This window comes from Lysinibacillus sp. NPDC098008, assembly GCF_044760715.1.
Taxonomy (GTDB): domain Bacteria; phylum Bacillota; class Bacilli; order Bacillales_A; family Planococcaceae; genus Lysinibacillus.
This window is the reverse complement of the sequence record NZ_JBIWBA010000023.1, coordinates 1-22,172: the sequence shown is the minus strand read 5'-3', so window position 1 is coordinate 22,172 and position 22,172 is coordinate 1. Positions and strand designations below refer to the sequence as shown.

General features: G+C 32.8%; 19 protein-coding genes and 1 pseudogene. 17 read left to right on the top strand and 3 right to left on the bottom strand.

The window, feature by feature from the left end; translation table 11 throughout:
• The first annotated feature begins 56 nt into the window (after window positions 1-56).
• The 3 genes from ACIQVU_RS16600 (at window position 57) to rlmH (ending at window position 2,301) form a co-directional block, all read left to right on the top strand.
• Window positions 57-1,352, top strand: a complete 1,296-nt coding sequence (locus tag ACIQVU_RS16600) for a S1C family serine protease (protein WP_340808467.1) — start codon at window positions 57-59, stop codon at window positions 1,350-1,352.
• A 214-nt stretch (window positions 1,353-1,566) separates the two neighbouring features.
• A complete protein-coding gene (locus ACIQVU_RS16595) occupies window positions 1,567-1,731 on the top strand; it encodes a CxxH/CxxC protein (RefSeq protein ID WP_340808466.1) in 165 nt (54 codons plus the stop codon).
• A gap of 90 nt (window positions 1,732-1,821) precedes the next feature.
• A complete protein-coding gene (rlmH, locus tag ACIQVU_RS16590; RefSeq protein WP_340808465.1) occupies window positions 1,822-2,301 on the top strand; it encodes a 23S rRNA (pseudouridine(1915)-N(3))-methyltransferase RlmH in 480 nt (159 codons plus the stop codon).
• A gap of 63 nt (window positions 2,302-2,364) precedes the next feature.
• Here rlmH and ACIQVU_RS16585 read toward each other — a convergent pair whose 3' ends face one another.
• Window positions 2,365-3,324: a restriction endonuclease subunit S gene (locus tag ACIQVU_RS16585; RefSeq protein ID WP_402896396.1), complete on the bottom strand. Its 960-nt coding sequence runs from the start codon at window positions 3,322-3,324 to the stop codon at window positions 2,365-2,367.
• Entirely contained in the window at window positions 3,324-5,192 is a 1,869-nt protein-coding gene (locus ACIQVU_RS16580) for an HsdM family class I SAM-dependent methyltransferase (protein WP_402896395.1), read from the bottom strand. Before ACIQVU_RS16580 ends, ACIQVU_RS16585 begins: the two co-directional genes overlap by 1 nt.
• 128 nt (window positions 5,193-5,320) lie before the next feature.
• Here ACIQVU_RS16580 and ACIQVU_RS16575 point away from each other — a divergent pair, with 128 nt between their 5' ends.
• The 12 genes from ACIQVU_RS16575 (at window position 5,321) to ACIQVU_RS16520 (ending at window position 17,240) form a co-directional block, all read left to right on the top strand.
• A complete protein-coding gene (locus ACIQVU_RS16575; protein WP_402896393.1) occupies window positions 5,321-5,608 on the top strand; it encodes a hypothetical protein in 288 nt (95 codons plus the stop codon).
• A gap of 272 nt (window positions 5,609-5,880) precedes the next feature.
• On the top strand, window positions 5,881-6,393 hold the full coding sequence (locus ACIQVU_RS16570) for a DUF1643 domain-containing protein (protein WP_402896391.1): 513 nt from the start codon (window positions 5,881-5,883) through the stop codon (window positions 6,391-6,393).
• 78 nt (window positions 6,394-6,471) lie between these two features.
• Window positions 6,472-6,927 carry a JAB domain-containing protein gene (locus ACIQVU_RS16565; protein ID WP_402896389.1) on the top strand — a complete coding sequence of 152 codons (456 nt, stop codon included), beginning with the start codon at window positions 6,472-6,474 and terminating at the stop codon, window positions 6,925-6,927.
• 82 nt (window positions 6,928-7,009) lie between these two features.
• Window positions 7,010-7,300 (top strand): hypothetical protein, encoded by a 291-nt coding sequence (locus tag ACIQVU_RS16560; protein WP_402896387.1) that lies wholly within the window; start codon window positions 7,010-7,012, stop codon window positions 7,298-7,300.
• Window positions 7,301-8,390: 1,090 nt separating this feature from the next.
• The gene (locus ACIQVU_RS16555; protein WP_402896385.1) at window positions 8,391-9,341 is read left to right on the top strand and encodes a hypothetical protein; all 951 of its coding nucleotides are present in this window, start codon (window positions 8,391-8,393) and stop codon (window positions 9,339-9,341) included.
• A gap of 26 nt (window positions 9,342-9,367) precedes the next feature.
• Window positions 9,368-11,080 carry a DNA primase family protein gene (locus tag ACIQVU_RS16550; protein ID WP_402896383.1) on the top strand — a complete coding sequence of 571 codons (1,713 nt, stop codon included), beginning with the start codon at window positions 9,368-9,370 and terminating at the stop codon, window positions 11,078-11,080.
• Window positions 11,081-11,354: 274 nt separating this feature from the next.
• Complete coding sequence (locus tag ACIQVU_RS16545) at window positions 11,355-12,995, top strand: recombinase family protein (protein WP_402896381.1); 1,641 nt, start codon at window positions 11,355-11,357, stop codon at window positions 12,993-12,995.
• A gap of 134 nt (window positions 12,996-13,129) precedes the next feature.
• Window positions 13,130-13,399, top strand: a complete 270-nt coding sequence (locus ACIQVU_RS16540) for a Mor transcription activator family protein (RefSeq protein WP_402896379.1) — start codon at window positions 13,130-13,132, stop codon at window positions 13,397-13,399.
• A 24-nt stretch (window positions 13,400-13,423) separates the two neighbouring features.
• On the top strand, window positions 13,424-14,260 hold the full coding sequence (locus ACIQVU_RS16535) for a TcaA NTF2-like domain-containing protein (RefSeq protein WP_402896377.1): 837 nt from the start codon (window positions 13,424-13,426) through the stop codon (window positions 14,258-14,260).
• Between the two features lie 139 nt (window positions 14,261-14,399).
• Entirely contained in the window at window positions 14,400-15,221 is an 822-nt protein-coding gene (locus tag ACIQVU_RS16530; protein WP_402896375.1) for a bacteriochlorophyll 4-vinyl reductase, read from the top strand.
• 154 nt (window positions 15,222-15,375) lie between these two features.
• Window positions 15,376-16,143: an SIR2 family NAD-dependent protein deacylase gene (locus tag ACIQVU_RS16525; protein WP_402896373.1), complete on the top strand. Its 768-nt coding sequence runs from the start codon at window positions 15,376-15,378 to the stop codon at window positions 16,141-16,143.
• Between the two features lie 47 nt (window positions 16,144-16,190).
• A complete protein-coding gene (locus ACIQVU_RS16520; protein ID WP_402896371.1) occupies window positions 16,191-17,240 on the top strand; it encodes a hypothetical protein in 1,050 nt (349 codons plus the stop codon).
• A 288-nt stretch (window positions 17,241-17,528) separates the two neighbouring features.
• Here the strand turns inward: ACIQVU_RS16520 and ACIQVU_RS16515 are convergent, their stop codons facing one another.
• Window positions 17,529-18,599, bottom strand: coding sequence for a Fic family protein (locus tag ACIQVU_RS16515; RefSeq protein WP_339196678.1), 1,071 nt, complete (start codon window positions 18,597-18,599; stop codon window positions 17,529-17,531).
• A gap of 322 nt (window positions 18,600-18,921) precedes the next feature.
• On the opposite strand from ACIQVU_RS16515, the gene ACIQVU_RS16510 reads away from it, so the two are divergent.
• Together ACIQVU_RS16510 and ACIQVU_RS16505 are read left to right on the top strand one after the other, a co-directional pair.
• Window positions 18,922-21,297, top strand: a complete 2,376-nt coding sequence (locus ACIQVU_RS16510) for a TOTE conflict system archaeo-eukaryotic primase domain-containing protein (protein WP_340725440.1) — start codon at window positions 18,922-18,924, stop codon at window positions 21,295-21,297.
• A 419-nt stretch (window positions 21,298-21,716) separates the two neighbouring features.
• Window positions 21,717-22,172: pseudogene (locus tag ACIQVU_RS16505) on the top strand (transposase); the annotation flags it as partial.

The following is a 22,172-nucleotide window of genomic DNA, read 5'->3' as shown; positions in this document are numbered from 1 at the left end:
AATTGTAAGATTAGGGTAACAATTAACAAATAGCAGTATATGAAAGGATGAGGCACATGAGCTATTTTCAAGATGATGATAAAAACAATGATTTATTAAAGAAAGATGAAATACCAAAAACACCTCTTCAAGAACGATTAGAGCGAGAGGAGCAGGAATTACAGGCTAAACGCCATAAAAAGAAAGGTGGCGGCAGCAAAGGAGGCTATTTCTTTAGTGGGCTAATCGGGGTTATTATCGGTGCTTTACTTGTATGGCTGCTATTACCCGGACTTGTCAATCAAATGCCTGGTACAGCATCCAGTAACTCAACAGCAAATCAGACAACCATTAATCAAGTTGCAACAGAAGTACAATCAGATGTTACAGCAGCAGTTGATAAAGCTTCAGCAGCAGTTGTTGGTATAACAAATATTCAAGAAGTAACAAGCGGAGGCTTTTGGAGTCCACCGTCGACAACAACACAAGAGGCAGGAAGCGGCTCAGGTGTTATTTATAAAGTTGAAGGAGATAAAGCCTTTATCGTCACAAATAACCATGTAATTGAAGGAGCTAAGCAGTTAGAGGTGACGATGCCAGATGGCACAAAAGAAGAAGCTCAATTAGTAGGTCTTGATGTTTGGACAGACCTCGCTGTAATTTCAATTAACTCGAAGAATGTAAAAACAGTCGCAACCTTTGGTAACTCTGATGTGCTAAAGCAAGGTGAAACGGTTATTGCTATCGGAAATCCACTTGGCTTAGACTTTTATGGCTCTGTGACAACAGGTGTTGTTTCAGGTAAAGATCGTTCCGTACCTGTAGACTTAAATGGTGATGGCACAGAAGATTGGCAGCAAGAAGTTTTACAAACAGACGCAGCGATTAACCCAGGTAATAGTGGGGGAGCTCTTGTTAACTTAGCTGGAGAATTAGTAGGCATCAATTCCATGAAAATTGCTGAATCCTCTGTTGAAGGCTTAGGTTTCTCCATTCCAGTGAACTCAGCTATTCCAATTATTGAGGAACTAGAGAAAAACGGCAAAATGGAACGTCCAACAATGGGTGTATCCTTAGCAGATTTAACAGATGTTCCAGCATTCTATCAGCAACAAACATTAAAATTACCTGAAGAAGTAACAACAGGCGTTGTTGTAACAGATGTTATTAAAAACTCACCAGCATCAAAAGCAGGTGTTCAACAATATGATGTTATCGTAGAAATGGATGGGCAAAAAATTGAAACAGCTATTGATTTACGTAAGCATTTATATAATGATAAAAAAATTGGCGATAAACTTACATTAAAGGTATACCGTCAAGGCAAGCTAGAGGAATTAACATTAACTTTAACAAACGGTAACACACTATAAAGAAAAAGCGATGGGAATCTAAAAAATCCCCATCGCTTTTTTATCGTTATGTGGATAACTTGAAAATTGTGAATAATAACCTTACACAGAGAATCTAGAGAAAAAGGCTCTTCTTCCATACAGGCTCTTCCTTTGTTACAATGGATTGTGGATAACATAGACTATATTGTGAATAAGTTTGTGGAAATTTCGGAAAATAAGGAGATATAAAAAAATGACAAAATATAGCTGTGAAAACCATATAGATCACGCTTTAGACATGTTTGTAGCAGAGCAAAAAGCATTCCCAATTATGGATAAAATCGACGAGGATAAAAAGTTATCCACAAAATGTAGCTACTGTGAACAGCCAGCAGAATATATTGTATCAAGTAAATAACTTTACACAATATATAGGAATTGCTTGTGGATATGTTGATAACTTTTGTGGATAAAATGTTTGTAAATGAATTGTAAAGGTGGATAACGTGTGAATATATCGATTGTATCAGTCGGCAAACTAAAAGAAAAGTATTTAAAAATGGGTATTGATGAATACGTCAAACGCCTCAGCAGCTATGCAAAAATAGATATCATCGAGGTGCCAGATGAAAAAGCCCCTGAACAACTAAGCAATGCCGAAATGGATATCGTCAAGAAAAAGGAAGGCGAGCGCATACTAGCCAAAATCCAAGACGGCACCCATGTCATTGCCCTTGCATTGGACGGCAAAATGAAAACAAGCGAGGAAATGGCTGCCGATTTAGACGCCCTTATGACATACGGCAAAAGCAAAGTCGCCTTTATCATCGGCGGCTCCCTCGGCCTGCATGCAGATGTTTTAAAACGCGCAGACGAAAAGCTATGCTTTGGCAAGATGACATTACCACATCAGCTTATGAAGCTAGTCTTGATCGAGCAGATTTATCGAAGTTTTAGGATTATGAAGGGGGAACCGTATCATAAGTAAGTGCGGTTTTTAGTTAAGTTTAAAGCCTATTATTCACTATTAAGTGGAATAATAGGCTTTACTTTATATCGATTTACTGAAATTTAAGCACATAATATAATTTCTCATAAAATCAAAATCAATCTGTCCATTAGAATCAACTGGTAATTTTAGAGCTGCTTTATCAAATGAAGACTTACCCCATTTCCTTCCATAATTATAACGATAACTATCATGAGTAATAACAGTCGTTAAGAAAAGTGCTAAATATTTATCTAAATCAAATTTTGGTAATAATACTGCAACGTCAGTAGTAATTAAGAAAGGTTTTTCTTGATAATAAGCCTGACCAACATTTACCCCATTTTTTATAATTGCAATTGAATTTGCAGGGAATGCAGGAGGAAATGCTGTATAAGCAGCAACGGCATTATTTAGCCTAGTGGCAGAAACTACAGGGGTAGAACCCGGATTTTTTTTAGCCTTGCCTAATAAAATCCCTCCTCCAGATGCTAATTCAAATAATTCATCGTATCTGAAGTATTTCCAACTATTAGTATTTAAATTGGGTGTATTTACATTATTTATAGCAGGTTGGTGCAACTGGCTATATTTTTCAATGTCGCTGTTATAGATATAACCCGGAATACTATCCGGTAAATCTAGATTTTTCAAAGTTCGATTAGCTTGTCTACCAAAACTGTACTTATATCTATTAGCTTTAATACAAGCACAATAATAAAGTTTTTCCTCTAAGGTTAATTCGTTCTTTGGTACAAGTACCATAACGTGGTAACCTGTATAAAAAGGGAAAGGTTGAACACACGATTCTAAAACACTATTACCGCTTAAAGCTACGGTTATTAGACCCGCCTGAAAAGGTTCAATATTAAGATCTGGTTTAACAATAGCTGATACACCATTGTTTTTAGAAGTTCTCGAAACAAAGGAAATTCCACCTTCACTTCGAGAGATTTCTAGAAACTTATTTAATGCTAGACCATTACCAGATTCCACGTAAAAAATGTCTGATAACTTAGCCATTAATTTTCCTCCTCATTTTCTAAATCTGCATCTAGTGAATTTACAACATTAAATAACGCATACTTCTTAACTTCTTCTTCAAAGTTTTTCACTGTTAACTTACTGTAATCAGTTTCGATATAAGCTTCGGCGATCCACTCATCTTTAGCAGTTACACGTTGCAGTACTGAAAAACCAGGTACTTCTGTCCGATCACTAAAACTTTCCAACCACATTTCTTTAATATCAGTCCATTTATTATCTAAGTCAATCCGTCCAGCATTTTTAGTTTTGACAAATCCATCATCTTTACAATAAGCAAACCATGTTTTATGGCGAGCAGGATGTGGAGTTCCAATCTTAAACACCATTACACATGTGATTGTGCCAACGGGATAAAACAGATCATCAGGCATACTTAATACAGCTTCTAAAGTATGTGTTTCTAATAATTTTTCTTTGATCGATTTAAATTCATCACTAATGATACATGATAATGGAATGATCGTAATAGCGTTTCCATTAACTACTAAACAATCGGTTAATCCCTTGAAATAGTCTAATTCAGAAAGACCTTCACCTTTTTGCGCATAAGGTGGATTTTGAGGACCAAAAGTAGCGTTTTTAAGAGCTAATTGTGCCTTAATGTCAAAAGAATTATCCGCATACATATTTGTTAAAGGAATATCTCGTAGTAACATATTGATAGCTAATAAAGCAAACATTTGTGGTTGTTGCTCAACTCCAATAATTTGACCTTTAATAGCATTTATAACTGCAGGATCTCCTTTAGCTTGCGATTTCATATAGTTATAAGAACTAATTAAAAAGCTTCCTGTTCCAGTACAGGTATCTAATACGATATCATTTACCGTAATTTGCGCTAATTCTGCAAAAAGCTCTGTTATATGAGGGGGAGTTAATACAATACCTAAAGATTTTTTATCTCCACCTGTATATCGGAGGAATTCACGATAGAAGTCACCAACCAGATCCAGTTCATTATAAGTTCTGATAATTGGTAAGATTTCTTGATCTACTTTTTTGACCAAATTAAATAATACACGGCTATTTAAATCTTGAGTATTTTTTGTTAGTTCTGGATGAACAGTAATAAAATTAAAAACTGCCTCAAGTTTTGTTCGTTTGTCTTCATTAATATCGAATTTAGCCAATCTGAATACACGATTTAGTGCTTGTTCTAAAAGCTCAGCAAGTGATTGATCATTTTCTGTAACTGCGTATGAAGCTTCAAATGGTCGATCTAAAAGAGCTAAAATTACAGCTCCTATTAAAAGTGGTTTTTCATTTTCAGCGAGCTTAGCATAATCCCTCATATAATTATGCAATTCACGAGATAATTTGTTAAGTTCAAGCATTTTCGCATGTTTAAAGCTATGTGAATAGATGCAGGCATTTAAGTAATTCTCAGGTGAAATAACTGTATTAATATCTAATTTTAAAGAATTGTAATCAGAACTTTTCTCTCCTTTTGGGAAAAAGAATGTAGAGATTTTTAGTTCATCATTTGTCATCCCAGAAACACCTAATGCAATTACGTTATATTCTTTACTTAAAAAAGAAGCATAATGCACAATTCCATCTACGGCGTAGTTTTGAGGATTGCTATAATCATTTGTTTCATGTTTATTAATATCCCCTTTACATTCTGCAATTAATATAAAATCTCCTCTAATGCCTAAAGGAGTATAGATATCTGGATATCCAGCATTTTCCGAACCCAATTTTTTACTAGCCTTACTTAATAGTTTTCTAATTTCTGGATTTTTTATTAAGCGCTTTTCAATTAGGTCATTATTAAATCCATTTTCTTTTAGTTGTTCAACTAAAAGGTCTTCTGTTTTAGTTTCGTTAATATATTTTTTCACAAAGTTACCTCCAAATTTTTAATTGTGATTTTATAATAAAACAAAAAAGACTATAGTGCAACATTTCATTTGCATTATAGTCTTAAAATTAATTTCAAATATATATTATTACTTTGGAGGTGATAATAATGTTAGTATTTAAATCGGAATTGGACTTAGAATTAATAAATGATAATGAAGATTATGATTTGATATTCAAATGCCATATCAAGAGATTAATTCAAAATAATCAAAAAATATTATCAAGTGGTGAAGAATTAGTGATTATTGTTGGTAGACTTGACAAGGAACCAGAAGGCTACTCTTTAATTTGGGAAGATGAAAAAGAAATTGGAAATAAAAAATATGAAGAAAGTTTTTATAGGAAGGGCAATAAAGGAATATTAATTTATAACATTTGTAAGGAAGGGTTATAGATGAATAAAAGAAAAAGAGTAAATATTGTTTCAGTATAATTAGTAAAAGAATCAAGCATGCTCAACAAGCAGCAAGAGTTCGCAGCCCATAAGACAGCTACGAAATTTTCCGAGATTACCTTGGAGAAGTAGACAGAGAACATTTTGTGATGATGTATCTAAACGCAAGCTTAGTATATGTTCGTGAGTTGATGAAAACAGCAATTTTCAGCAACTCTACTGCCATCAACATTTTATACTTAAAGAGATTAGCAGGAATCGAGGGGAAACTAATGAAAATAATAAAAAGCATAGTTAAAACAGAGGTTACGTATGATGACGAAATGACGAATAAGTATGTTATTAAAAAGGAGTGGGATAAGAGCAAAAGAAAGGCACTCATTCTGATGAAAAGTGCTGGTTTAGCAGATGAAATTGTACAGGATCAAACGACAATGTATGTCATGAATAATCTTGCAAAATTAGATTATGGCTCCGTTGTGATTATGAACCTATTTACTTCAATTAAAGAAAAGGATACGAATGAGTTGGCTACTGAAAACTTAAAATGTGTGCAAGAAGAAGTTACAAAGGTGGATGATGTAATCATTGCAGTTGGTACAGGAATCGAAACAAATAAAGAAGCACTAAAGCGAATGCATATGATTACGGCTATCTTCCTTGATAAGAAAGCAAATATACTTCAAATAGAAAGTCCTAGGGGGAGAAGAGGCTTCCATCCGCTTTATCCAGCAGTGAAAAAGGAGTGGAAGTTAGTTCCTTTTGATATTAAACCTGTAAAATAAGATGACTAAATACTTAATGTTTCAACTAAAAGTATGAATATATATTATTTCCTTGAATACATTTTAGGAGGAAATCATATGCAACCATCAAAACGAGTAGACATTGTATCTATCAAATTAGTAAGAGAAGCAAGCATGTTGTACAAAAATCGACGTATTCGTAGTCCACAAGACTGCTACGAGTTGTTCAAGGAATTTTTAGGCGAAGTAGATCGAGAGTATTTTGTAGTCATGTGCCTTGATGTGAAGAATCAGCCAACAAACATTACAATTGCACATATAGGAAGTTTAAATCTCTCAATCGTTCATCCTAGAGAGGTACTGAAAACAGCTATTTTAAGCAATGCGGCTTCCATCATCTGCTGTCATCCACATCCATCAGGCGACCCTACACCAAGTCAAGAAGATGTTGAAGTTACAAAACGCCTAGTAGAAGCAGGCTTAATCATTGGAGTGGAGATGCTTGACCATATTGTGCTGGGTGATGATAGCTATGTTTCAATGAAGGAGAGTGGTTATTTTGAAAAGGAATAAAGCTTTAAATGATAAATAGGCTCTAACATCTGAAATGGATGTTAGGGCTTTTTATGTTCATAAACTAAGGAGGGTATTGAAAATGGAAGCAATCCAACGATTGACAGAAGTATTGGAGAGAAAACTAGGAAAGAAAATCCCACTTCATGAAGTAGGCTATGAAACAATGAGCTTTACTCATGAGGAAATAGATGAGGAACTTGTACCGCCTTATATGATTGCCTTTGTACCAGCACCAATTCTCTGTCATAGTGCCAACTATACAGATGTAGAAGGGAACTACTTTACATTAATGCTAATAGAAACAGGCAGTGAAAATTTATATGAAGTTTGGCTAGTAAATGATAAATTGGTTCCAAATTTAAACTCCTAAAAAGAGAAATAACTTTGTGTTAAGAAGCAAGTTTTCAACTAATTTTATGTAATTTTAAAATTTAAATAGATGTTTCAGAGCAGAGTCTATGTGTGTTATACACTAGGCTTATTTTTATGAGTTAGATTTTGACTGAAAGAAGGTGAGAGGATGGCTGATTGTAAAAAGAAAAATCAATATACAATTGAATTATTCAAGCAAGGAGTATTTTTTGGAATATCCATTTTAGTGATGCTTTGTAGCAAACAAAGAGAGGAGAAAATGATTTGAATTATTTTGTGGTTGGCACATGTATAGGGATATTTTCAGTTATCATTGTAGAAATATTTATTAAAAAATAAAGATGGAGGAAGGATAACAGTCAATCATCTCATGTTTTAAGAATCTACATTTATAATCAAGGATTTCTCGAATTTTATAAAGGCTTTTTCAATCCCTTCAATATGCCTGGAATTGATATTTTGCTTTTCCATTGCTGTCTATTGGCTGGATTGAAGTTCATTTCAAAAGTAATAGATAAGGGAGTTGTATTTCCTTTCAATTACTTAATATGGGAGAGTAATGTTCATGACCAACATGAACCATTACTCTTTTTTTGTTAAGTAAAATAGGAATGAATGTTCTGTTCACGAAATTGTCACAAATGTAAAATCCATCAAAAACCTATTCTATTTTATTGAGGTCTAATAAGAGAAATGTGTTAAGCCTAAGTAATACCTATACTTACAGCTCTTCGCTCGGGAAGATAAGATTTTCCTTACTAAAAATGATTTAATGGTTTATGGCTAAGATATTCCTTTACAAACGAGGAAGTGAATTTTTGAAAAGAGAAACATTTATTATTTCGAAATAGTATTTAGGTAAAATTTACCTAAATAGTGGCATTGCGCTTTCGTCATAATTCATATATATTCTGTTGCATAAGCGTTGGTATTAGAGGTTTATAGCTGACTAGTGGATTAAGGATAGGTTATAAAGTACATTTATTTTAAATTTATATGGTCGAATTAGAATAACTTATTTTGATGACTAGTGACACCTTTAAATGCTTATATTAAGAACAAAATTTTCCGAAAGGTGATGTTTTGAAATGACGAATGCTGCAAAACAATATGTGTTTCCAAAAGTAATGGAAAAAAATAAGGAATATTTAAAAGTAGGGCGTGTAAAGGAAAACCAGTATGCAGATTTATTACTAGATGAATTAACTCATGTAAATTGGTCATCTGCAAAGGTATTTAGGGAAGGGAATGACCTGGATATAGAGGTTATTCCGCTACTTAAAAAACAGCAACCTTATATGAGATTTGTAAAAAAATATAGTGAAGAAAAAAGTATCTATGTATTACAAGGTGATTATACAAGTGAATTTTGTAAGAATCCTATTAAAAATATGGAGTATTGGTGTACCCAAGGCGAATTAATATTTGTATTCTCTAAGAATGTTATTTTGACTGATATAACTAAGGTGGAAAAATTTCTAAATATAGCTCAAAATGTTGCAGATATTAGTTATCTAACAACTTCAAAATACTTTATAGTTCGATTGGATTTTTCTTATTATGATCATATCGAAACGGGAATCGAAGGAATTGTTACATTGAATAATTTATATTTCGAAGAAAGAGAAGAAATTCCAAAGTTGGTATCAGCATTAATGGAATTAAAATTACCATTTGAGATCTATGAAACAGTCCATTACCTAACAACCGGTGAAAGTAATAATGAGGTTCTCCCTAAGAAAAAGTACATTAAACCTGCTCAGTTCAAAATTAAACAGATCTCATTACTTGTAGATGGATTATCAGCGAATACAGTACTGACCTCAAAATTGGAGAATATTGAGATATTTAAATCGAAGTTAAAATCAATTGGATTGGGCAAGTTCTCAAATGAAAAAATTCAAATTTGTCTAAAGTTTAAAAAGAAAATTGATATGGTTGGTTTGCATCATCTTTCGTTAATTTTAGATAGTCTCGTTCAACAAATTAATCCCCAGATAAATATCGAAGATATTCAAGTTGTTATTGCAGAAGCATAATCAATATTGTTTAGGAGGGGAAAAAGATGAATAAATCAAGTGTATTTAATTTGGCTAATTACGTAAAAGCGGATGATGAAGAAAGCTTACACATTTCCATTCGAAAAATACCCTTTTTTGAATGGGTCTTAACAAATGTAAATCGTTTATCCGAGGAGTTTCTTAAATGTGTATATCTTAATCTTGTTGATTTGGGGGAAAATGCCGATGTATTCGAACAGCTTTTATTAAAAAAACTTTCTGAAGAACAACAAGTTACATTTACAAAAATCCAAGAAGATTCTTTTGTGGCAGATTATACTGCTACATATCAAGCCTTTCAATTGTTTGGATATTCTCCTAATCAAGAAGAACATCCCACTGAAACACCTGCCGAGTGTGTATTACGTCACCATTTAGACTTTCTACTAAAGAGAAGGGGAATAGAAAGAAATGACGGAAAATATCGTTTTAACGCAAATGTATTTGCCCACTATGTTCTTTCAAGGGTAGCATTTATCCAAACAAGTGATGAACGTATTTACGCATACAGTATCGAAGGGAAATATGAGTTTATATCAGATAATCTCTTTAAAACTATTTGTGCGGCAATAGTAAGAGAAGTTGATGAAACTATCTGGCGGAAGTCTTGGGAAAGTGAATATATGGCGGCTCTAAAGGTATTAATTCCTATAGAATCTGAATTTGATGGTGATATAAATATCATTAACTTAAAAAATGGATATTTTCACCTTGATTCTGGAAAAATTGTACCTCACCATTCAAACTATATTTCTACAAATCAGTTACCTATTTATTATGATCCTAAAGCTAAAGCTCCTAAATTTAAAGAATTTCTGAATGATGTCTTTGAAAATGATGAAGAACGGTACGATTTGATAAAGAATATCATGGGATACATTTTGCATAAAGGTACACCTATTCACAAAGTATTCATTTTCACGGGAAGCGGTTCAAATGGTAAATCAGTATTAGCAAAAATTTTAACCAGACTTTATGGTGAATTTAATGTATCAAGTACCCCTTTAAATGAGATGGAAGGTGCTTTTGGTATTCAAGATTTAGATGGAAAGCTTGTGAATATTGCGTCAGAAAATGAAACAACTTTAAAGGTAAATACTCAGCGTCTTAAAGCGATTACTTCTGGAGATTCTATTTTAATTAACAAGAAACACCAAGCACCAAAAACAAAAGCACTATATGTGAAGTTAATTTTATTACTTAATCGTTTATTCATAACTGATGATCATTCAAATGGATTATATAGACGGTTAACCATCATCCCATTTTATCGTACCTATGTAGAATCTAAACAAGTATTACTTGAAAATCAAGCTTATATGAATCCAAAACTTGAAATGGAATTGTTAGAGGAATTATCAGGGATTTTTAATTTCGCATATGAAGGTTATCAACAATTAAAAGAAAGTAATTGGGAATTGCCTAGTTGTGAAGCAAGTGAATCAGAATTAAGAAAATTTAAAGTTTTGAATGATTCAGTAGGTACCTTTGTTGATGAGTGCTTAGAATATGCAAAGGGAGCAACTATTTTGCAATCAGATATATCTAAAAAATACACAACGTGGGTAGATACAAATTCAATTACAAATTTCATCCCGTTAGGGACTGCTTCAATCTTGTCTAATTGTAAAGAAGCGATACAAAGGAAAAATTGGTCTGTCGGTGAGAAAAAATCAAATGGTCAGAAGCTTTGGGTAAACTTACGTTTTAAAAAATAGGGTCAAAGTGACAGTGTTTTAATTAATAATTTTTTATTTTTGTATTTTTTCAGGGATAATTTATATTTTTTTAAAAATGCTACCACTTTTTCACTCTATTAATAATTGAAAGAAAAAATCTGAATTATTCCCTGAAATATTACAGAAATCAAAAATATATTATCATTTAGACTTTAATAAGGAGAATTATAGTTGGAGAATTCGAATGAAATATTAATGATTATTGCAGAAATGTGTCAAAACTATATTGTCAATCAGGGAGATGAAAAAGAAGATGAGTCAACAAATGAGTCCTAAAAAAGTAGCAATTTATGCTCGTGTTTCAACGACAGAGCAAGCTGAGGAAGGATATAGTATTGATGAACAAGTTGGTGTGCTCAAAGAGTTTTGTGAGCGAGAGGGCTATGTAGTCTATGATGAGTATGTAGATCGAGGGATTAGTGGGAAAAACATTACAGGACGCCCCGCTATTAAGAGATTACTAGCTGATGCAGAGCAGAAGAAATTTGACATAGTGCTTGTTTGGAAGATGAATCGTCTTGCTCGTAAAAGTTTAGATTTGATGAACATTGTCGAACTACTCAATAACAAAAACATAGCATTTCGTTCTTTTACAGAGAAGTATGAAACAGAAACACCTACAGGAAAATTGCATTTTCAGATGATGGCTGCTATTGCTGAGTATGAACGAAACAATATAGCGGAAAATGTCAAGATGGGGATGATTGCTCGTGCCAAGGATGGACAATGGAATGGTGGTCAGGTAATGGGCTACGATGTGGTAGAAAAAGATGGTGAGAACAAAAAGCGAAAGCATACAGGTTTACAAATTAATGAGCAAGAGGCAAAGATTATACGCTTAATTTTTCAAATGTATACAACAGGTCATGGTTATAAGGCTATTGCCAATAAAATAAATCAGGATGGATATCGAACAAAAAAGAATAAGACCTTCTCATTGAATGCAATTAAAACCATTGTAACAAATCCCGTATATGCTGGTTATATTCGCTATAATGTTCGAAGAGATTGGAATGAAAAGCGTTGTAACAATATTAATCCGAATCCAATCATTGTGGAAGGCGAGCATACACCCATTATTTCAGAGGAAACATGGAGAATAGCGCAAAAGGTCTACAAAGAGCGTTCCTGTAAACCCAACCGAATTCATGAGGGTACGTTTCCTCTCACAGGTATTATGCGTTGTCCCCAGTGTGGTGCTGGGATGGTGATAGGACGTACATCAAATCGAACAAAGTCTGGTGAGAAACGTGTCCTAGAGTATTATGTTTGTGGTGCATGGAAGAATAAAGGAACAGTTGCTTGTCGTTCAAATGCGGTACGTACTAAATATGCTGATGGTTATGTGCTGAATAAACTACAAGCATTGATGGAAAGCGAGCATTTGACGAGAAAATTAGTGGATAGCATTAATACGAAACAACTATCGCTAATTGCCCCTTTACAACGAGAATATGAGCAATACCTACAGGAGTTAGAGCGCTGTGAGAAAAAGTTAGCCAATTTGTTAGATGCTTATACAGATGAAGTGATTTCCAAAGAGGTGTACCAACAAAAATCACGAAGTATGGAAGAAATCATGACCAATCTGAAAGTACAAATAGAGCCACTTCAAGCACAACTACAATCGACAGTATCGAGTGAAGTTACCTATGAAAAAATCCATGCTATCATGACGAATTTTCATCAAGCCTTTACACAAGCATTGACAAGGGAACAAAGAAAAAGATTATTGCATTTATTGATTCATCAAATCACTATTGATGAAAGTCGAGAAATTGAAAGCATTCAAATCAAGCTAAATGATGAAGTATTGGAAGAGTTACAACTAGGAGTAGGAGAAGTGTCTACGGACATTTCTTCCGCTCCTTTTTCTGTTTTAGTAGCAATTTAAAGTTATTAATTTTAATAGAAGAATAGGTAAAAACGAAGTGGATTTTCATTGTGAAAAGCCATTTGATAGTCAAAGTGCTTGTCACATTAAAAAATGCCATATTTATAACAACAAAAAGGAGAAAGGAGATAACAATGGATACGAGTAGGTTAGATAGTTCATGTTTTAATGGGGCATATAAGGAATTTGTAGAATTGATTGGGTATCAAAATACCTTGTTGGTACATAGCTATTTTGCTGGTCAATATGTTACCTTTCCGAAAAGATTATTATCCGAACAATATTTGTATGAACAAATTGCAAAGGAATACGATGGGACAAACGCTAAAGAATTAGCAAGGAAATATGATTATTCCTATAGTTGGATTAGGAAAATATTAAAGAAGAAAGCCATTTATAAATAAAGTAAAGCATTGGAGGATTCTGAAATGGGATTGTTTGAAAATGTATATATGTTTTTCTTACTTTTAATGGGGATTGGTATAGGTGTAGGTTTTTTGCTTATAGGATATGGATTTAAAGGTTTTTTACTAGGTGCTTTTGTGACAGTTGCTTTGGGTATGATTTCATTTACATTTGCAGTAATTGTCTTGATTGTATTTGTCAATATAGCATTAAGACCCATTAATAAAACAGTTAATAAATTCCTGATTCCATTGGCTATTATTTGTCTTGTAATTGATGTATTTAAATATACTAGCAAAACAGAAAATGACGAATCAAACACGAGATACGGTACTCATCTTGTTGCAGAAGATGATAATATTACTTTTTATGAAGAGCCTGTCGAGGAAATGAATCGTGATAATGATGATATTAATGAGGAAATTGATACAAATGAAAACAAGGTAGATGACACACAAAGTGTTCAAGCTGATTTAGATATAATACCTGTTTTAGGTGCAATAAATACAACAGAATCAGCAAGAGATCAGATAAGGTATTTAATTTCCACCTACCTAGAAGTTTATACCACAGAGCAGGCGTTACAGCTTGTACACTATATACATCCATCTTCTCAATTCTATCAAGAGCAAGTTAGTTATATGGAGTCTATAAATAAACAGGGTATAGATATTCAATTGATTGATTATTCCATTATTTCGATGGAGCAAGTTGCAGAGCATAGGTACGAAGTAAGTTTAGAGGAGCATTACACAATAGACAATCCTGAAAAGGGAAGTAAAGATGTGCAACAAAATAGCAAATATACAATAGAGTTAATAGATGGTGAGTTTTATATTACAGGGTTAGAGATACAATAATTAGCTTTAAACTAAGAGCGGATAGGACATCAGCAGATGACTTATCTGCTCTTTTTACATCTTAATCAATCCATAAGAAATAAATGGATAAAATAAGAAATCATCATGGTATTATAGTAAAAAAAGTGGTCTTTGAGGGGTGTCAATATTGTCTAATGATTCTGGAGTTTTTGAAGTCTTAATAACAAATGCTGTTAAGTTACCAGGAGTAAAAGTTGATAGAAAAGAGTTTTTAGCTAAAAGTTTTACTAAATATGTATCACCAATTCAATTAGCAGAAATAATTGAAAAAGGTCCTGTAAATGCAAATATTGACATAAATATTATAAATAAAATCGCCAAAAAAGTTATTACTAATCGTACTATGAAAAGTTCCAGTGTTTCATTTGCTGCAGGTGTACCTGGAGGTGTAGCGATGGCTGCTACAATACCAGCAGATACAGCACAGTTTTTTGGCATGGCACTAAGGTTATCTCAAGAAATAGGTTACATTTATGGTTATGAGGATTTTTGGGATGACGATGAACTAGATGTAGAAAAAGTAAACGGCGACTTAGTATTATTTTTAGGTGTTATGTTTGGTGTGGGTGGAGCAACTGCAACAATTAAAGTATTGTCTTCACAACTATCTAAGGAAGCATTAAAAAAAATTCCTAATAAAGCTTTGACTAAGACAATCTATTACCCAATAATTAAAAAAATGGCGGGCTATATTGGGGTAAAAGTTACTAAGGATTCTTTTGCAAAAGGAGTATCAAAAGTGATTCCAGTTGTGGGAGGTGTTGTATCGGGAGGATTAACATTTGCCTCTATGACAAAAATGGGGAATAAACTTTCAAAGGCTCTTGAAGAAAATATTAGTCTATCTCCAGAAGATGTAATGAATAGTTTTGAAGAACTTAAAAAAAGTAATCCAGAAATTATTGATATAGATTTTGAAGAACTAGGCGATAACATATAAAAAGAAGCAAATTCAAAAAAGATGATGAATGCAATTTTGAATTGTAGATTTGATATTATTAATGTTTAGACAATCTAAAGTTGTACCAATATTTGTTGAAATTTCTGTATACGAATATATTAAAATAAATTATTTGAAATGGGGAGTGTTCAATATGAGTTTTGAAAGATTGGTGGAAAAAGTAAGAGATAATGATGTTGTATTATGGGTAGGTGCGGGTTTTTCTTTGTATGCAGGTATGCCAAATGCCAATAAGTTAAGAGATTTAATAATTGAGCATTCAGCAGAAGAAGATAAAAGATATTTTGAAAATAAAAATTTAGCAGATGTGGCTAGTACCTTTATTGATATACGGCGGGGTTCAAAAAATGAATTATATCAATTATTACAGAGTGTGATTGATATTGAGCCAACATCTTTAATGTATCATCAATTATTGGCTGAAATACCACAAATAGATTTAATTGTAACAACAAACTATGACAAATTATTTGAAGAGGCTTATGGTCGAGATATTTCCACTATAGTGACAGATTTACACTTACCATTAGCAACAAAACGGACAAAACTTTATAAAATACATGGCGACATACATATGCCTGATACCATGGTGTTAACCAATGAAGATTATACAAATTTTTTTAGAAATCAAGATAAACCATTATGGAATAAAATTAAAACGTTACTAGCAGAGAAAACTATTATATTTTTGGGTTATAGCCTTGCCGATCAAAATATTCAATATTTATTCGATAATGTGATTAGTGATATTGGTAGCTATATAAAAGAGTCATATTTAATTGCACCCGACTTACCAAAACATGAAGTAAATCGGTTAACCCAAAAAGGAGCTAACTATATAAATATGACCGGTGAAGAATTTATTGAAAAGTTACATGATGAAATAAAAAAAAACTCTTAATTGATATTCTCCAAAATAAGGTAGATAAAAAATTTGGATTGGCTCTCTTGGTAGATAAGTACGATTTAAAAACAACAATTCATGAAACAGCTGATGGCTCTTTTATTAAGTCTCTTGGTTCAGATGATAAAAGTAAAAGTTTGAATTTAAATGTGAAATTTGAAGGTATCAATTTCTTTTCATTATTACGTCAATCATTTTTCAAACCGTTTGAGATTTCGGGAGAAAATATCAAGGCTTTTGAAACGTATTTTGAAGGAATTACAATTCCAAACGGAGGAAAAATACAAACATTAACTGTCATGCCTTTACCATCAAAGAAGTTTAAGGCAGATATGTTTTTTAAGGGAACAGATCACATCCTTTCTGAAGTTCTTATTGAAGTATTTGAAGGATTTGGTATTATACATCTTAGGTTTACACATGATTTAATATCATTTGAATTGAATTTTGAAGAGAAAAAGTTCAATTTTAAAATTAATAAATTCCGTCATCTCCGTGAATTAGAAGGTGTTGTTGATTTTTTACTAACACTACTTGAAGGTATTGAACCACTTATGCTTTATATAAATGAAACATTGGATGGTAATGATAGTATTGAAAATAAAGAATTTGAATTAATAAAGATGAGTATAAGTGAAAATATCGATAGTAGAGAGGAGTTAGCTGAAATTAAAGAGGCTATAGTCTTTTTAAAAGAGGTTCAAAAACATTATCGTATTACGTTTAGAAACTTCGAACTCAATTTACCAAATGATTTTAATTATGCTCTAGATGTACTTAGGTTACATATGGAAAAATCATCGTTAGATATTGAGAAACTTTATTTTGAGGAAAAAGATATTATCATCTACGAAGATGTAACTAGCCGCCAAGAATTTATTCAGGAACTAACTGAAAATAAAAAGCCATTTAATTTTGAATATAGAAGACACATAGATACAATAACAATATTTAATCAAACTATTCCAATACATGATGAATTGATAATTAGATGTACTGACGCAATCATTTCTAAAAAATTAGACCAAAATGAACAACAACTTAAATTTGAACTTTCTAGTAATGCCAAGGGTATTGTTATGGGGTTTTTATAAAGAATTAATTTATATGAACTAGTGATTCATAAGCGAACTAAATAAACCGCACTTAGCCTCATCACGGAGAACCGTATCATAAGTAAGTGCGGTTTTTAATAAACCATCGATTACAGTAGATTTATTGTAGTTGGTGGTTTGTTTTTGTTAGATAGTAAATAGAAATTTGCAGATAGATTACGGGAGGGCGTAACATATTCTAGAAGAAAGCTAAAGAAGTGAGATAAGAATTAGTGATCAATATTGCCACGCCAAACATTTATTTGATAATGTTTGGCGTGATTTTATTTAGTCTTCTTTATAACCTAAATCATTCAAAGTTAAATCTTTATAATTTTTACCAATTCTATACGATGTGATACGCTGATTTCCACTAGCCCCTTCAATTATATTTCTTTCTAACCAAGTATTAGCCCATTTTGTAATCGTTATTGGTTTCACTTGGAACAGTTCAGCAATTTCTTTTGGTTTAACAGGTCTATTGCGTTCAATTAAATAGCGAAGTAACGTTTTTTCTTTTGGCTCTAACGATAAGATACGCTGATCTGTAGTGGAGGTAGCAAATTGGATAGATAGATTAGCAACTTTTTCATAGGCAAGTGCCATTGTTCTAAGGAAATACTCAATCCATGGAGCTAAATTTTTTGGATTTTCACGCCCATCATAATAAAGAGCGGGTAAGCCCATTTGTAAATGTTTGTAGTAGCCTTGTAAATCTTCAACATAATATTCTTCAATAGAATGGAAGCCTTTCACATCATAATTAGTTGTTGATAAAACATAAGATGCTAAAGCTCGTGCGGTACGTCCATTACCATCTTCAAAAGGATGAATCGTTAGTAGTTGATAAGTAACAATTGCAGCTTTAATCGGAACAGGCATTTCGTTTTCTGACTGTATCCATTTAACAAAAGATTTCATTAACGCAGGGACATCAGAGTATTCTGGAGGAATATAATCGGGTTGTCTTGTTTGATTATCGAAAACAGCAAATAGTACTCCTGGAGGCATTGGTCCACGGTAATTACTTTTAGAAGACTTTCTACCTGAGCCATGTTTAACAATGATGGAGTGTAACTTTTTAATAAAATCTTCAGTTATGGGTGTATTTTTATTTTTTTCTTGTGTTAAAAACGAAAGGGCTTCCCAATAATTTCGTACTTCTTCCTCGACAGGTATTCTTAAGTCGTCCTTCTTTTGTTTAACTACACGTGCAACCTGTTCTAAATCTAAAGTATTCCCTTCAATTCGTGTTGAGTAATGGGTTGCTTTTAATTTAGCTTGTTCTTTTAAGTCACTTTCAATATGTGCCGGAATAGGCATTAGTTCTACGATAGATCGAGAACGTTCAATTGACATTAAATCTTTTACAATAGCTTGCGTGTAAATAAATTTTGGTGTGTACAGATGAATCACCTCAAATAGAATATAATAACGTACGTTAATTATACGCTATTCGTATGCTAATTTATAATTTAAATACGCTATTTATACGCTAAATTTAAATTAATGATACGTTAATTTGTTGAGATATTTTGATAGCGAAATAATTGGTTATTTTTTACTTTTTCTAATTTTGAGTTTAATTTAAGGATACAAAAATCTGGTGCAAAAAATTATAATGAATTTAGATGAATCGGAATAAAAATTGAGTTTTAAAAAAACGGAAAGGCACAATTTGATGAATATTGAACAACAACTCCATCAAGCCCTTTTAGAAATCGAACATTTAAAAAAAGAAAATGCACATTTGAGGGGATTGCTTAAACAAAAGCAAGTTGAACCAAATAAAATAGTAGAGCCAGTTAAGCGAGCTAATCATAACGAACAATTGAAAGAAAAAATCCTTCAAAAAAGAGTGCAGATTTTTAAAAGTTTATTCCGCGGAAGAGACGATGTTTATGCTGTTCGATGGCAGTCTAAAAATAATAAATCAGGCTATACACCTGCCTGTTCGTTAGAGTGGCAGCCTCCGTTATGTCAGAAGCCAAATATAAAATGTTCGCAATGTCAGGTTAGAAAACTAATACCTCTTAGCGATGAAACGATTTATCGGCATCTTTCAGGAGAGATTACTATCGGTCTATACCCATTGTTAAAAGATGAAACGTGTTGGTTTTTAGCAGTAGATTTTGATAAACGTGATTGGCAAAAAGATATTCAAGCATTTGTAGATACATGTCAACAACTTGATGTACCTGTTAGTATTGAACGTTCGAGATCTGGAAATGGAGGACATGTGTGGCTGTTTTTTAGTGAGCCCATTTCAGCAAAAGTAGCTCGACAATTGGGGCATTTTATTTTATCAGAAACGCTCTCTAATCGATATGAAATCGGAATGGATTCCTATGATCGTCTATTTCCAAATCAAGATACTTTACCAAAGGGAGGATTCGGAAATTTAATCGCACTTCCTTTACAAAGAGGTCCTCGAATACAGTTGAATAGTGTATTTGTAGATGAAAATTTTAATGCTTATGAAGATCAATGGGGATATTTAGAAAAAGTTCGTAAATTAGATTTAAATGCAATCAAAAAAATACTATGGGCAACTTCTCAGCCGAAGCAGATTATACAAGTGAAAGAAGTGAAGGATAACGATGTAGATAAGCTTCCATTAGCTATTACAATCATCGAAAAAAACGGACTATATTTAAATAAGCATGAAATTCCTTCGCAAATAATGCATGAGATTTTAAAGTTATCCTCAATAAAGAATCCTGAATTTTTCAAGGCACAGGCTAGACGCTTAAGTACGCATAGTATACCTAAAAATATAAATTGTCATGAGGAAACTACTGACTTTATTATTATCCCTCGCGGATGCAAGGAAGCGTTAATAAAGGTATTAGAGGGCAGAGGAATTACGGCTTTATTTGACGATCAAACACAATTAGGTGAAACAATTACATCTAACTTCAAAGGGAATTTAACGCCAGAACAACAAGTAGCGGTAGAAAAGCTTTTGGAACGTCCAATAGGAATTTTATCGGCCACAACAGGTTTTGGTAAAACGGTTGTAGCTGCATCACTGATAGCGCAAAGAAAGGTGAATACATTAATTATTGTTCATCGGAAACAATTAATTGAACAATGGAAAGAACGTCTTAATGTTTTTTTAGATAAAGATACATTAATAGGTCACATTAGTGGAGGGAAAAATAAGCAAACATTTAATATTGATATAGCCACAATTCAAAGCTTAAATTATCGTGGAGAAATAAAGGATGAAGTGAAAAACTATGGTCAGGTTATTGTGGATGAGTGTCATCATATTTCAGCAGTAAGCTTTGAAAAAGTAATGAAAAAAGTAGAAGCTAAATATATTTGCGGTTTAACGGCTACTCCTACTAGAAAAGATGGTTTACATTCAATTATGACGATGCAATTAGGTTCAATTTGCCATAGAGTTACAGCTAAATCCTATTCAAAAGTACATTCATTTGAGCATCTTCTATATCCTCGTTATACGCAATTTAAAGATAATACAACAAATGATTCTAAAAAAATTCAGGACGTTTATAAAGCACTAATACAAGATGATGTTCGCAATCGATTAATTTTTGATGATGTGTTACAAGCTTTAGATAACGGAGCTACCCCATTGATTTTGACTGAAAGAGTAGAGCATGTGAAAATTTTAGAAGGTATGTTTAGAAACTTCGTAAAAAATTTGATTGTGTTAACGGGCGGTATGAAGTCTAAGGAGCAATTGGAGAAATTAAATGCATTGCAAAATTTAAATGCGAATGAAGAGCGGCTCATTATCGCAACAGGAAAATATATAGGAGAAGGTTTTGACCATGCAAGTTTAGATACATTATTTTTAGTGATGCCTTTATCATGGAAAGGAACATTGCAGCAGTATGTTGGTAGGTTACATCGGGTAGATGAAAATAAATCAGTAGTAAAGGTATATGATTATGTTGACCGAAAAGAGCCAATGCTGCAGAGAATGTTTGAGAAAAGGTTGAAGGCTTATCAATCAATGGGATATAAACTTGTTGATGAAAATAAAAGTAAGTTATCAAGTACAGAGCAAATAAAGTTATTTTGATTTATATGAAAGTGCTAGAGTAAATAGATATCCATATTAAATATGTACTTCTTTTCTTTATTATAAACGTTAGTTAAATAACCGCACTTAGCTACATTACGGTGAACCTTATCATAAGTAAGTGAGGTTTTTTCGGTGGGTTGAGTGTGGGAAACCGCATTTAGAGATATTACGGAGAACCGTACCACAAATAGGTAATGATTTGGGGTAAAGTATAGCCCTTTCAGGAGAAGAGGGGTTTTGTCGTTGGTGCTATGTAGGCTTGGATCTGTAGGATCCAAGTCTTTGTTTGGAATGTGAGCAATAAAGGAAAAGTAAATATTCTTTAGCTCTTTTTTACTTGTGGATAGGCTACACTTAGTTGGACAGAATTTTTAAGGTCAAGTAGACTACAAATAACACATTTGAGGAGAATCTACATGACTAAAAGAGAACGCCGAACATTTACTGAAGATTTCAAGCAACAGATCGTGCAGCTGTACCAAAATGGAAAACCAAGAAAAGAGATTATTCGTGAATATGATCTTACTCCTTCATCTTTAGACAAGTGGGTGAGTCAGAGTCAAAAATCAGGTTCTTTTAAGGAGAAAGACAATTTAACAGATGAACAAAAAGAATTGATGGAACTCCGAAAAAGAAACAAGCAACTAGAAATGGAAAATGACATTTTAAAGCAAGCCGCGCTGATACTAGGACGAAAGTAAATGTAATCAAGAATAATCAACACAAATACTCGATATCAGCAATGTGCAAAGTCCTGCAAATCCCTAGAAGTACTTATTATTATGAAGCAAAAGAAAGAGTATCGGAGGATCCCGTTACCTCTGATGTAATCGATATTTTTCACGCAAGCCGTCAGAACTATGGAACACGTA

Coding starts and splice junctions, on each gene's coding strand:
- ACIQVU_RS16540 (WP_402896379.1), top strand. CDS start 13,130: ATGGATACGAGTAGGTTAGATAGTTCATGTTTTAATGGGGCATATAAG.
- ACIQVU_RS16585 (WP_402896396.1), bottom strand. CDS start 3,324: ATGGCTAAGTTATCAGACATTTTTTACGTGGAATCTGGTAATGGTCTA.
- ACIQVU_RS16570 (WP_402896391.1), top strand. CDS start 5,881: ATGAAAATAATAAAAAGCATAGTTAAAACAGAGGTTACGTATGATGAC.
- ACIQVU_RS16510 (WP_340725440.1), top strand. CDS start 18,922: ATGAATATTGAACAACAACTCCATCAAGCCCTTTTAGAAATCGAACAT.
- ACIQVU_RS16595 (WP_340808466.1), top strand. CDS start 1,567: ATGACAAAATATAGCTGTGAAAACCATATAGATCACGCTTTAGACATG.
- ACIQVU_RS16565 (WP_402896389.1), top strand. CDS start 6,472: ATGCAACCATCAAAACGAGTAGACATTGTATCTATCAAATTAGTAAGA.
- ACIQVU_RS16515 (WP_339196678.1), bottom strand. CDS start 18,599: ATGTCAATTGAACGTTCTCGATCTATCGTAGAACTAATGCCTATTCCG.
- ACIQVU_RS16545 (WP_402896381.1), top strand. CDS start 11,355: ATGAGTCAACAAATGAGTCCTAAAAAAGTAGCAATTTATGCTCGTGTT.
- ACIQVU_RS16600 (WP_340808467.1), top strand. CDS start 57: ATGAGCTATTTTCAAGATGATGATAAAAACAATGATTTATTAAAGAAA.
- ACIQVU_RS16525 (WP_402896373.1), top strand. CDS start 15,376: ATGAGTTTTGAAAGATTGGTGGAAAAAGTAAGAGATAATGATGTTGTA.
- ACIQVU_RS16550 (WP_402896383.1), top strand. CDS start 9,368: ATGAATAAATCAAGTGTATTTAATTTGGCTAATTACGTAAAAGCGGAT.
- ACIQVU_RS16560 (WP_402896387.1), top strand. CDS start 7,010: ATGGAAGCAATCCAACGATTGACAGAAGTATTGGAGAGAAAACTAGGA.
- ACIQVU_RS16575 (WP_402896393.1), top strand. CDS start 5,321: ATGTTAGTATTTAAATCGGAATTGGACTTAGAATTAATAAATGATAAT.
- ACIQVU_RS16555 (WP_402896385.1), top strand. CDS start 8,391: ATGACGAATGCTGCAAAACAATATGTGTTTCCAAAAGTAATGGAAAAA.
- ACIQVU_RS16535 (WP_402896377.1), top strand. CDS start 13,424: ATGGGATTGTTTGAAAATGTATATATGTTTTTCTTACTTTTAATGGGG.